Here is an 11,585-nt window from a genome sequence, read left to right on the forward strand (position 1 = left end):
ACGCCATGTCCAGCATGAACGCCAGGGTCCGACGAGACGCAGTGCGTCTCGGCGTGTTCCTGGCTGTGTGCCTGCTCGGCGTATTCGGATTGTTCGCGGTCTTCGGCGAGTTTCGCTTCGGGGAAGCCACCAACAGCTATGTCGCCGAGTTCACCAACGTCACCGGGTTGGAGAACGGCGATTTCGTCCGCATCGCCGGCGTGGAGGTCGGCAGCGTGGAAGACGTTGCCATCCAACCCGATACCACGGCACGGGTGGAGTTCACCGCAGACGAGTCGGTGGTGCTGACCGAGGGCAGCAGGGCGGTCATCCGATACGACGATCTCATCGGCGGCCGCTACCTGGCGCTCGAGGAAGGCGCAGGCGGAGTCAAGAAACTCGAGCCCGGCGGCACGATTCCCTTCGCCCGCACGTCTCCTGCGCTCGATCTCGACGCGTTGATTGGCGGCTTCCGGCCGTTGTTCCGCGCGCTGGATCCCGATCAGGTCAACGCGCTGTCGGGTCAGCTGATCCAGGCCTTGCAGGGCCAGGGCGCGACAATCAACTCGTTCCTCGCCCAGACCGCGGCGCTGACAACGACTCTGGCCGACCGTGACCGACTGATCGGGGATGTCATCGTCAACCTCAACGTGGTGCTGGGATCACTTGGCGACCAGAACGACCAGTTCGCGAAGGCAGTCGACGCGCTCAGCGAATTGGTAGGGACGCTGGCGGAGCGCCGAGAGGACATCAGCAACGGGTTGGCGTACACCAACGAAGCGGCCGGAACGGTCGCGGATCTCTTGTCGCAGGCTCGACCACCGTTCAGCAAGACGGTGCAGGAGACCGACCGCGCGGCCGGAATCGTGGTGGCCGATCACGAGTACTTCGACAACCTGCTGAACACTTTGCCCGACGCCCATCAAGCGCTCGCACGCCAAGGGCTCTACGGCGACTTCTTCAACTTCTATCTCTGTGACATCGTGCTCAAGCTAAACGGCAAGGGCGGCCAACCGGTCTATGTGAAAGTCGCCGGGCAGTCCACCGGGAGGTGTGCGCCGAGGTGAAGTCCTTCTCTGAACGGAATCAGACCGTCATCGGTGCCGTCGGGCTGGTGTTGACGGTCGGCATCGTGCTCGGGGCGTTGAACTACGACCGGCTGCCGTTCCTGCAGGGCAGCGAGTACTCGGCCTACTTCGCCGAAGTGGGCGGGCTACAAGCCGGTAAGGCCGTACGTGTTTCGGGCTTCGAAGTCGGCCAAGTCAAATCCATCGAGGTGGACGGGCCCCGCGCCCTGGTGACGTTCACCGTCGACAGTGACATCCGGTTGGGCGATCGCACCGAGGCGGCGATCAAGACCGAAGGCCTGCTGGGCACGAAGATCCTCGAAGTGACCTCCCGCGGTGACGGCCAGCAGGAGGGCACGATCCCACTCGATCGCACGACGTCGCCCTATGAATTACCCGATGCATTGGGAGAATTGGCCACGACGATTAGCGGCCTGAACACCAACCAGTTGTCGGATTCGCTGAGGGTGCTCTCGGAGACATTCTCCGACACGCCGCCGGAACTGAAGATTGCGATCGAGGGGGTGGCGCGGTTCTCCGACACGCTGAATGAACGTGACGCGCAGCTGCGAGGTCTACTCGGCAACGCCAACAAGGCCACCACGGTGCTGGCCGAGCGCAGCAACCAGATCGTGAGTCTGGTCGCCGATACCAACGCGCTACTGGCCGAGCTCGAAAATCAAAGCGCCGCACTCGATGAGGTTTCCGGCAACATCTCGGCGCTCAGCGCGCAGTTGCAGGGCTTCATCGGCGAGAACCGCGAAACCCTCCGACCCGCCCTGGACAAGCTCAACGGCGTGCTGACGATCATCGACAACCGCAAGGAACGCTTGCAGAAGTCGCTCGAGCTGGTTACCGACTACGTGATGTCACTGGGTGAATCGGTGTCGGGCGGGCCGTTCTTCAAGAACTACGTCGCCAACCTGCTGCCGGGCCAATTCCTGCAGCCGTTCATCGATGCTGCGTTCTCCGACCTCGGCCTGGATCCCAATGTGAAGCTGCCATCGGAACTCAGCGACCCGCAGGTCGGGCAGCCGGGAACACCGGCGCTCCCGGTGCAGTTCCCGCGGACGGGCCAGGGCGGCGAACCGCGGCTGACGGTCCCCGACGCCATCACCGGCAATCCGGGCGATCAGGCGTGTGGACCGCCCGGGCTGCCATTGCCCGGCCCCGGCTGTTATCCATACCGTGAGCCGCTGCCGGCGCCGCCCCCCGGCGGGTCGCCGCCGGGGCCGCCCGCCGAGGCACCGCCGGGCCTGCAATCGACGCCCGATCCGACACCGTCTCCGGTCGCGGTGCCCGCTCCCGGTGGCGTCGCCCACCTTGCACCGGAAGAGGCCGGACGATGACCCGCGCCGCCCGCAACATGTTGGCCGTCGCGCTGGTGGTGATACTGGCCGGCGGCGCAATCGTGGTGTTCGGCAACACCGAACGGATCAACCGCACACACGTCGTCGCCTACTTCGACAACGCCAACGGCATCTACCCCGGCGATGACGTCAACATCGTCGGCGTACCCGTTGGCAGGATCGAATCAATCGAACCGCAGCCCGAGCGGGTCAAAATTTCGTTCTGGTACGACAGCAAGTACAAGGTGCCGGCCGACGCCAAGGCCGCGATCCTGTCGCCGACGCTGGTGACCGCGCGCGCCATTCAGCTGACCCCGCCCTACACCGGCGGACCGGTGATGCAAGACGATACGGTCATCCCGCAGTCGCGCACCGCTGTCCCGGTGGAGTGGGACGAGGTCCGACAGCAGTTGGAGAGGCTCGCCGAAACCCTGCAGCCGACCGAGCCGGGAGACGTGAGCCCGTTGGGATCGGTCATCAACACCACTGCCGAAAACCTGCGTGGTGAAGGCGCCAACATCCGGGACACCCTCATCAAGCTGTCGCAGGCCGTGACAGCCCTGGGCGATCACAGCACCGACATCTTCTCTACGGTCAAGAATCTCGCGATCCTGGTTTCGGCGCTGCAGGACAGCACCGACGTGATGCGCCAGCTCAACCAGAACCTTGCGAGCGTGACCGGACTGCTTGCCAACGACCCCAACGAGGTCGCTGACGCGCTGCGCGACCTCAACAACGTGGTCGGCGAAGTCCAGGCGTTCGTCGCCGACAACCGCGAAGCGCTGGGCACCACGTCGGACAAGTTGGCCGGGGTGACCCAGGCGCTGACCGACAGCCTCGCCGACGTCAAGCAGTTCCTGCACGTGGCGCCCAACACACTGCAGAACTACGTCAATATCTGGCAACCCGCCCAGGGGGCAGTGAGCAGCTTGCCGATGCTCAACAACTTCGCCAACCCGATTTCGTTCCTGTGCGGCGGAATTCAGGCGGCGTCCAGGCTGAACGCCGAGCAGTCGGCCAAGCTGTGCGTGCAGTACCTGGCGCCGATCCTGAAGAACCGCCAGTACAACTTCCTGCCCATCATGCAGAACGTCTTCTCCGGTGCCACGACACGACCGAACGAGCTGACCTACAGCGAGGATTGGCTGCGGCCGGATTACATCCCGCCGCAACCTGCCCCGGCAGCTTCACCGCCGCCGGCTTCAGGTCCACCGGCACCGGCACCGCCGCCGGCCGCGGGCCCGCCGCTGCCGGCGGAGGCACCGGTCTCCACGAACCCGGTCGATGGTCTGCACGGGATGATGGTGCCCCAGGGAGTCGGGCCATGATGCGGCGCAAGCTCTTTCGCAGAGTGGCGGTGCTGGCCGTGGCGGCCGCGCTGCTGTCGGGCTGTTCGGACTGGCAGGGGCTGAACTCGCTACCGTTGCCCGGCGTCGAGGGCACCGGGCCGGGTGCGTTCACGATCCAAGCGCAGATGCCCGATGTCGACAACATCGAGCCGAACTCGCGTGTCCGCGTCGGCGATGTGAACGTCGGCACCGTGCGCAAGATCGAACGCCAGGACTGGCATGCGCTGGTGACGATGGAACTCAACGGTGACGTCGAGCTGCCCGCGAATGCGACGGCCAAGCTCGGGCTGACCAGCCTGCTTGGTTCACTGCACATCGAGTTGGCACCGCCGACCGATGTGGCGCCGGTCGGCAAGCTGAAAGAGGGCTCGCTGATCCCGTTGGAGTCCTCGAGCGCGTATCCGAGTACCGAGCAGGCGCTGGCCGCCGTTGCGCTGCTGCTCAACGGGGGCGGCATCGGCAACATTCACGACATCACCGAGGCCTTGAGCGTCGCGTTCACCGGCCGCGAGAACGACCTGCGCAGCCTCATCGAGCAGCTCGACATCGCGATCGGCCATCTCGATGACCAGAAGCAGGACATCATCGACGCCGCCGAGAGCCTGAACAACCTGATGGGTCAGATTGCCGAGCAGAAGCCGGTGGTGGACAAAGCCCTAAGGACCATTCCCGATGCTCTGGCCGTGCTCAGGGACCAGCGGCAGAACCTGGCCGAGGTGCTGACCCAGCTCGGCCGGTTCAGCGCGCTGACCGCCGATTCGGTCGACCAGACCAAAGACGCTCTGGTGCAAGAGCTCAAGGACCTCGGCGTGGTGCTGGAGGAGTTGGCCGACGCCGGTCCTGCGTTGACCCGCGCGCTGAGCTTCCTACCGACCTTCCCGTTCCCCAAGGAGACATTGCTCAATTGGATGCGCGGCGACTACGCGAACCTGACGTTGGTCGTCGACCTGACGTTGAGCAGACTCGATGCGAGCTTCTTCACCGGAACGCGGTTCGAGTGCAACCTGACCTGGTTGGAGTTGCAATGGGGACGGACCATCGGCCAGTTCCCCAGCCCGTGCAACCACAACGTGCCGCCACCAGGCGGCAACCCGTTGGTTGCTCCGTACCGCTGGGATCAGGGGCCGTAGCATGCGAATGACCCGGCAGATCCTTATCCAGATGGCGATCTTCTCCGCCATCGCGATCCTGGCGTTGGGCATCATGGTCTTCGGATACATGCGGCTCCCTACGCTTCTCGGGGTCGGTCAGTACCGCGTCACGGTGGAATTGCCGGAGACCGGAGGGCTGTATCCGAGGGGAAACGTCACCTACCGCGGTGTCCAGGTCGGCGAGGTGAAAAGCGTCGAGCTGACCGATACCGGTGTCGAGGCGGTGCTGTCGCTGGACTCCGACGTCCCGATTCCCGCTGACCTCGAAGCCGAGGTGCACAGCGTGTCTGCGGTCGGCGAGCAGTACGTCCAGTTGCTTCCGCGTAGCGGCGAAGGTCCGGACCTGAAGGACGGCGACGTGATCCCGTTGGATCGCACCACGGTTCCGACGGATATCAATACGGTCCTCAACGATACGGCGCGCGGCCTACAGGCGATCCCGCAGGAGAATCTGAAGACCGTCGTCGACGAGGCTTATACCGCGGTGGGCGGGCTCGGGCCCGATTTGCGCCGGTTGGTCGGCGGCAGCGCCAAGCTGGCCATCGACGCCCGCGAGAACCTCGACCCGCTGCTCACGCTCATCGACGAGTCCAAGCCGGTGCTCGACACCCAGACCGAAACCGCCGGCTCGATTGAGGCGTGGGCGGCCAATCTGGCGAACATCAGCGGTCAAGTGCAGAGCCAGGATCCGGCGGTGAGAGGAATCCTGGCCAAGGGGCCGGGTGCTGCCGACGAGGTGCGTGCACTGTTCGACCGGCTGCAGCCGACGCTGCCGATCGTGTTGGCCAACCTGGTCAGCATCGGAGAGGTCGCGGTGGCCTATCAGCCGAGCCTCGAGCAGCTACTGGTGCTGCTGCCGCAGGGCACCGCGGTCACGCAGGCCGTGGGTGTGCACAAGCGCGGCACCAAACAGGACTACATGGGTGACTCGTTGATCTTCAACCTGAACGCGATCCTGCCTGCGTTCCCGGCGCCGCTGCCGCTGCCCCCGCAGAACCTGCCGCCGCCGTGTACGACCGGGTTCCTGCCTGCGCAGCAGCAGCGGGTGCCGGTCTTCGAGGACTACCCAGACCGGCCGGAGGGCGATATGTACTGCCGGACACCGCAGGACGCGCCATTCAACGTCCGCGGCGCCCGCAACCTGCCGTGCGTCACCGTGCCCGGTAAGCGCGCTCCGACGTGGCAGATGTGCGAGAGCGACGAGCAGTACGTGCCGCTCAACGACGGCTACAACTGGAAGGGCGATCCCAACGCCACGCTGTCGGGTCAGCCCATTCCGCATGTGCCCCCGGACGTGCCCGTCGACATCACGCCCCCTCCGCCGGGTACGCCGCCACTGCCCGTCGCCGCCGCCGAATACGACCCGGCCAGCGGCAGTTACGTCGGGCCGGATGGGAAGGTCTACACGCAGTCCAACCTGGCAGGTGGGTCGGCAGAAGAGCAGACGTGGCAGTCGATGCTGGTGCCGCCAGGGCGGTGATCGTCCCGCGGAACCGGCTCAGTCCATGATGTCGCGGACCCTGGTCTGCTCGTGGCCCCGAAGCATCGCTGCGCCTGCGGCTTCCATATGCCGACGCCAGTGCGCTTCGACGGCGTCGCCCTTGCGGGCCTCGACCAGGTCGGCCAGCTTCGTGTAGGACTTGAGCAGTTTCGAGTACTCCGCCTCGCTCATCCCGGTCTTGTTGTCGGCTCCGAGTAGCGCTGCGGCCGTGTGCCTTTCGCCGATCTCGTGCAGCATTCCGGCGATCATGCCCAGCGTCGCGTTCCCGGAGAGCTCGACCATGCGGCGGTGCAGGAGCGCAGTTGCCGCCGCCAGCGTGCCGTCCTCCCAGGCTTGCGGTACGGCGTCGATCAACGCGCGAAGCTCGCGGTGCGCCTCGACGGTGCCCTCCTCGGCGAGCAGCTTGGCCGCCGGCGGCTCGATCGCGGTGCGCGCCGTCAAGACGTCGGCGAGCGTGGTGCCCGACAGCGCCAGCAGCAACCCGGCCGGTCGCGCGACGATCTCGGCACCCGGTACCCGGACCCGCGCTCCGGTGCGGGAGCCGCGGCGCACCTCGACCAGGCGTTCGGACTCCAGCACCCGAACCGCTTCGCGCAGCGTGGGCCGGCTGACCTGGAAATGCGCCATCAACTCAGCCTCGTGCGGCAGGAAGTCGCCGTCCGTCAGCTGGCCCTCGACGACCATGCGTCGAAGCGTACGAGCCACGAGCTCGGCCGTCTTGGGCGACCGGACGGCCCCCGACGCCGGGTCGGGCGAGATCATCGGGGCGAGCGGTTCTCGTCGTGACACCGCAGGTTCCTCCTCGGTGCTTCAGTTGTAGCACTCAGTAAACCATGTCGGCCGTCCCTGGCGCCCGCGACGGCGAAAGCGTCGTCGGGTATGGGCCAAAGCTCCCAAAGACGGATCCCGATTTGGTAGGGATGTCCTGGACTTCTGAACTCCGACGATAAGGTGTCGCACGTAAGTTGGAGCCGATCTATGCAATCCACCCGACCAGGCCCGCTGGGCCGCAGAGGAACCTGATGGCAGACGATGCGAACCCCCCCGCGGGGAACCCGGACGATTCGACGTCTGAGGACCCCGCCGACCCCGGCCCAGTCGAGGCCACGGCCGACCCAGGCCCAGTCGAGGCCGAAACCGACGTCGTCGATACCGCTGCCGAAGGGGAGGACTACGACGCCGCCGCCGGCCACGAGGACTCCGCCCAGGAGGTCGCCGCCAAGCCGCGGATGTCGCACGTGCGGCTGGCCACGATCGTCGGTGTCGTCCTCGTGCTGGGGCTGGGCGGATTGGTCGGGTGGCTGGGCTATCAGGCCTATGAGGCGCACCAGGCCGAGGAACAACGTCAACTGTTCGTGCAGGTGGGCCGGCAGGGCGCGCTGAACCTCACGACGATCGACTGGGAGAACGCCGAGGAGGACGTGCAGCGCATCCTCGACTCGGCCACCGGGACGTTCTATGACGACTTCCAGCAGCGCTCGGCACCGTTCGTCGAGGTCGTCAAGCAGGCGCAGTCGAAGTCGGAGGGCACCATCACCGAGGCCGGCCTGGAGTCCGTATCGGGCGACGAGGGGCAGGTGCTGGTGGCGGTGACCGTCAACACCAGCAACGCGGGTGCTCCGGAGCAGCAGCCCCGGTCGTGGCGAATGCGGATCACCGTGCAGCAGATCGACGACGAGGCGAAGGTGTCCAACGTGGAGTTCGTCCCGTGAGCCGGCACAGCATGCCGCGAGGCGGCGACAAGGCAGGAACGCCGGACAAGACCGAGGCGACGGCAGAAGAAACCCAGGAGGCGGCCATTACCGAAACGGCTGAGGAGACCGTCGCGGATACGGCGGAGGACCCCACGGAAGCCCCAGCCGAGGACGTTGCCGCCGAGGAAGCCGAACCTGCCGCGACGGGTAAACGCCGGGTCGACTGGTCGCGTGTGCTGGCCTACGGCATCCTGCCCGGTCTGGCATTGGTGCTCGCCCTGGCCGCGGGCTACCTCAAGTGGCAGCACGATTCCGTCGACAATGCCGAAACCGTGCGTATCGAGTCGGTGCAGACGGCCAAGGACAGCACCGTCGCGATGCTGTCCTACAAGCCGGACACCGTCGGTGAACAGCTCAACGCCGCGCGCGACCTGCTGACCGGGGAGTTCCGCGACTCCTACACCTCGTTGATCAACGACGTGGTGATCCCAGGCGCCCAGGAACAACAGATCTCCGCGGTCGCCACCGTGCCCGCCGCGGCGTCGGTGTCGGCCGATCCGAACCACGCGGTGGTGCTGTTGTTCGTCAACCAGACGGTGGTCGTCGGCCAGGACGCTCCCACCGACACCGCTTCGAGCGTGCGGGTCGGATTGGAGAAGGTCGGGGATCGCTGGCTGATCTCGCAGTTCGACCCGGTGTAGTGGACGCGCCCGAGGTCATCGAGGTGGCGTCGCCCAACGTGACGCTGCAGGCGCTGACGTGGGGGCCGCCGGACGCTCCGATCGCCCTGTGCCTGCACGGGTTTCCCGACAGCGCCCACGGGTGGCGCAAGGTCGCACCGCAGTTGGCCGACGCGGGCTGGCGGGTGGTGGCGCCGTTTCTGCGCGGCTACGCACCCTCGTCGCTGCCGTCCGACGGCAGCTACCACGTCGGCGCGCTGATGGACGATGCGCTTCGGGTCCTCGACGCCGCGGGTCCGACCGGGCGCGACGTGTTCGTCGGGCACGACTGGGGTGCGATCGCCGGTGCCGGTCTGGTCGCGATGTCCGACAGCCCGTTCACCAAGGCCGTGATCATGTCGGTGCCCATGCCCGCGTCGTTTCGGCCGCTGGGCCGCGTCCCCGACGCTGGGCGCCTCGCGGGTCAGATACCCCGTCAGCTGCTGCGCAGTTGGTACATCATGTATTTCCAATTGCCCTGGCTTCCCGAACGCTCGCCGTCGTGGGTGCTGCCGAGGCTGTGGCGGCAATGGTCGCCGGGATATCGGGCCGACGAGGATCTGCGCCACGTCGAGGCGGCCATCGGCGCCCCGGAGCGGTGGCGCGCGGCACTCGGGTACTACCGCGCCGCGGTGCGCAACACCAAGCCGCCCGCGCAATACGCCGACCTGCACCGCCACTGGTTGTCTGAGCCGCGGGTGCCGACGCTGTACATGCACGGCCTGGACGACGGTTGTGCCTCACCGGATTACGCCCATTGGGTCCAGCGGGTGTTGCCGGAGGGCAGCAAGGTGGCGCTGGTCGAACGCGCGGGCCACTTCCTGCAGTTGGAGCAGCCGGAGGCGGTCGCACACCACATCGTCGACTTCGTGGGCGCCGCCTAGTCTGGGCCCATGACGCCCCGCCGACTATCCGCGGTCGACGCGCAGACGTACTGGATATCGGCGATGATCCCCAACGATCAGTTCCTGCTGTACGGCTTCGTCGGGGCGCCCTCGGATATGCACGGTGCGTTGCAGCAGATCCGGGGGAGGGCGAACGGGTGTCCTGAACTGGGGTTGCGGGTGCGCGACCGGCTGCTGGGCTATCCCGAATGGGTGTGTGGCGCCGTCGTGTCCGATCAGGTCGTGGTGCACGAACCACCCGGTGCCTGGCCGGATTGTCTGGCTGCGGTGGCCGAACTCGCCGGCGACCAGTTGGACCCACGGGCCTATGCGTGGAAGTTGCATGTCTTTCCCGAGGTGTCCGGACCGGTCGACGGCGGCGTGGCCACGGTGGCGGTGCTGCAGGTCGCGCACGTGCTGGGCGACGGTGTTCGGTCGTCGGCGTTGGCGGCCCTGCTGTTCGGCCGCGCCGCGACGGTGCCCACCGCCCCGTCGCGCCCGGCGCTGCAGAGCCTGAGCCTGCCGTGGCGCGCGTACCGGGCCGCGCGGGCCCACCGCCAGCTGGCCCGCGACACCGACACCGGATTAGTTGTGCCACAGGCGAAGTCGCGTCCCGCCCTGCGGAGCAACAGCCTGCCCGATGGTGCCCGCAGTGTGCGAACCGTGATCCTGCATCGGTCGCAGATCCCAGGCCCGACGGTGACGGTCGGTGTGCTCGCAGCGGTGTCGTCTGCGTTGTCCGCGCATCTTCGCGAGCTCGGCGACGACCCGGCCCGGTTGGGAGCCGAGGTGCCCATGGCGAAAGGTGGTATCCGGCTGGCGCACAATCATTTCGGCAACGTCGGCGTCGACCTGCACCCGGAGCTGACGTACTCCGAGCGGGTCGCGCGTATCGCGGCGGAACTGGACCAGCGCCGTCGTCGCGCCGCGCATCCGGCGCTGCTCGCGGCAAGCCGCGCGTCCGCCGCGGTGCCGGCGCCGCTGTTGCGGTGGGGAGTGCGCCAGTTCGATCCGACGCTGCGTTCGCCGACGGTCACCGGCAACACCGTGGTGTCCAGCGTCAATCGCGGCGCCGCCGACCTGCGGTTCGGGGATGCGCCGGTGGCGCTGACGGCTGGCTATCCCGCGTTGTCGCCGATGATGGGCCTGACACACGGTGTGCATGGCATTGGCGACACCGTCGCGGTCAGCGTGCACGCCGCGCAGTCAGCGATCGGTGACGTCGACGCGTATGTGCAGCGGTTGTCCGCGGCGTTGACCGCGCACCGGTAGGGGTGTTAGTGCGTTGCTACATGGCCTAAGTTCTGTTGCATGACTGCTTACGACTCGGCCTTGGATTTCGGGTTGCTATTCCTGCGGGTGGTGCTAGGCCTGACGATGGCCGCGCACGGCTACAACAAGTTCTTCGGCGGCGGGCGGATCCCCGGTACCGCCGGCTGGTTCGAGAGCATCGGAATGAAGCCGGGCACCTTCCACGCCCGCATCGCCGCCACCACGGAGATGGCCGCCGGCATCGGCCTGGCTGTCGGGCTGCTGACGCCCGTGCCTGCCGCGGGGTTTGTCGCGTTGATGCTGGTCGCGGCATGGACGGTGCACCGCGCCAACGGCTTCTTCATCGTCAAGGAGGGCTGGGAGTACAACCTGATTCTGGCGACGACGGCGGTGGCCATCGCGACCATCGGCGCGGGCAAGTACAGCCTCGACTACCTGCTGTTCGGCGAGAGCGGCTTCGCCGAGCTGCTGCACGGCTGGTGGGGTCTGATCATCGCGCTGGGGCTGGGGTTGGCAGGCGGCATCGGTCAGCTGGCGATCTTCTACCGTCCGCCGGCCAAGACCGACGCCTAACGAGCGCCCCACGCAGTTCGCGAACCGCACACCACGGTCGTGAACCG

General features: G+C 67.0%; 11 protein-coding genes. 10 read left to right on the plus strand and 1 reads right to left on the minus strand.

Annotated elements, in window-relative coordinates; all coding sequences use genetic code 11:
* Positions 1-14 precede the first annotated feature (14 nt).
* From ABQE44_RS02915 to ABQE44_RS02935, 5 genes are read left to right on the plus strand one after another with little or no spacing between them, the layout of a single operon-like run.
* A complete protein-coding gene (locus ABQE44_RS02915) occupies positions 15-1,046 on the plus strand; it encodes a virulence factor Mce family protein (protein WP_448393568.1) in 1,032 nt (343 codons plus the stop codon).
* On the plus strand, positions 1,043-2,395 hold the full coding sequence (locus tag ABQE44_RS02920) for an MCE family protein (protein ID WP_448393309.1): 1,353 nt from the start codon (positions 1,043-1,045) through the stop codon (positions 2,393-2,395). The genes ABQE44_RS02915 and ABQE44_RS02920 overlap by 4 nt, the downstream gene beginning before the upstream one ends.
* Entirely contained in the window at positions 2,392-3,723 is a 1,332-nt protein-coding gene (locus ABQE44_RS02925) for a virulence factor Mce family protein (protein ID WP_448428177.1), read from the plus strand. Before ABQE44_RS02920 ends, ABQE44_RS02925 begins: the two co-directional genes overlap by 4 nt.
* Positions 3,723-4,874, plus strand: a complete 1,152-nt coding sequence (locus ABQE44_RS02930) for an MCE family protein (protein WP_448428304.1) — start codon at positions 3,723-3,725, stop codon at positions 4,872-4,874. Before ABQE44_RS02925 ends, ABQE44_RS02930 begins: the two co-directional genes overlap by 1 nt.
* A gap of 1 nt (position 4,875) precedes the next feature.
* Positions 4,876-6,375, plus strand: coding sequence for an MCE family protein (locus ABQE44_RS02935; RefSeq protein WP_448428179.1), 1,500 nt, complete (start codon positions 4,876-4,878; stop codon positions 6,373-6,375).
* 18 nt (positions 6,376-6,393) lie between these two features.
* Here ABQE44_RS02935 and ABQE44_RS02940 read toward each other — a convergent pair whose 3' ends face one another.
* Positions 6,394-7,185, minus strand: a complete 792-nt coding sequence (locus tag ABQE44_RS02940) for a FadR/GntR family transcriptional regulator (RefSeq protein WP_448428181.1) — start codon at positions 7,183-7,185, stop codon at positions 6,394-6,396.
* Between the two features lie 233 nt (positions 7,186-7,418).
* Here ABQE44_RS02940 and ABQE44_RS02945 point away from each other — a divergent pair, with 233 nt between their 5' ends.
* From ABQE44_RS02945 to ABQE44_RS02965, 5 genes are read left to right on the plus strand one after another with little or no spacing between them, the layout of a single operon-like run.
* Entirely contained in the window at positions 7,419-8,108 is a 690-nt protein-coding gene (locus ABQE44_RS02945) for an Rv1363c family protein (RefSeq protein ID WP_448393314.1), read from the plus strand.
* Between the two features lie 11 nt (positions 8,109-8,119).
* Positions 8,120-8,791: an Rv1363c family protein gene (locus tag ABQE44_RS02950; RefSeq protein ID WP_448428306.1), complete on the plus strand. Its 672-nt coding sequence runs from the start codon at positions 8,120-8,122 to the stop codon at positions 8,789-8,791.
* Entirely contained in the window at positions 8,791-9,693 is a 903-nt protein-coding gene (locus ABQE44_RS02955; protein ID WP_448393315.1) for an alpha/beta fold hydrolase, read from the plus strand. The genes ABQE44_RS02950 and ABQE44_RS02955 overlap by 1 nt, the downstream gene beginning before the upstream one ends.
* Before the next feature lie 9 nt (positions 9,694-9,702).
* Positions 9,703-10,965: a WS/DGAT domain-containing protein gene (locus ABQE44_RS02960; protein WP_448428183.1), complete on the plus strand. Its 1,263-nt coding sequence runs from the start codon at positions 9,703-9,705 to the stop codon at positions 10,963-10,965.
* Between the two features lie 39 nt (positions 10,966-11,004).
* Positions 11,005-11,538 (plus strand): DoxX family protein, encoded by a 534-nt coding sequence (locus ABQE44_RS02965; RefSeq protein WP_448393317.1) that lies wholly within the window; start codon positions 11,005-11,007, stop codon positions 11,536-11,538.
* Positions 11,539-11,585: the final 47 nt, after the last annotated feature.

The sequence above is a fragment of the Mycolicibacterium sp. XJ2546 genome, assembly GCF_053483195.1.

Coding starts and splice junctions, on each gene's coding strand:
- ABQE44_RS02915 (WP_448393568.1), top strand. CDS start 15: ATGAACGCCAGGGTCCGACGAGACGCAGTGCGTCTCGGCGTGTTCCTG.
- ABQE44_RS02925 (WP_448428177.1), top strand. CDS start 2,392: ATGACCCGCGCCGCCCGCAACATGTTGGCCGTCGCGCTGGTGGTGATA.
- ABQE44_RS02930 (WP_448428304.1), top strand. CDS start 3,723: ATGCGGCGCAAGCTCTTTCGCAGAGTGGCGGTGCTGGCCGTGGCGGCC.
- ABQE44_RS02935 (WP_448428179.1), top strand. CDS start 4,876: ATGCGAATGACCCGGCAGATCCTTATCCAGATGGCGATCTTCTCCGCC.
- ABQE44_RS02945 (WP_448393314.1), top strand. CDS start 7,419: ATGGCAGACGATGCGAACCCCCCCGCGGGGAACCCGGACGATTCGACG.
- ABQE44_RS02950 (WP_448428306.1), top strand. CDS start 8,120: ATGCCGCGAGGCGGCGACAAGGCAGGAACGCCGGACAAGACCGAGGCG.
- ABQE44_RS02960 (WP_448428183.1), top strand. CDS start 9,703: ATGACGCCCCGCCGACTATCCGCGGTCGACGCGCAGACGTACTGGATA.
- ABQE44_RS02965 (WP_448393317.1), top strand. CDS start 11,005: ATGACTGCTTACGACTCGGCCTTGGATTTCGGGTTGCTATTCCTGCGG.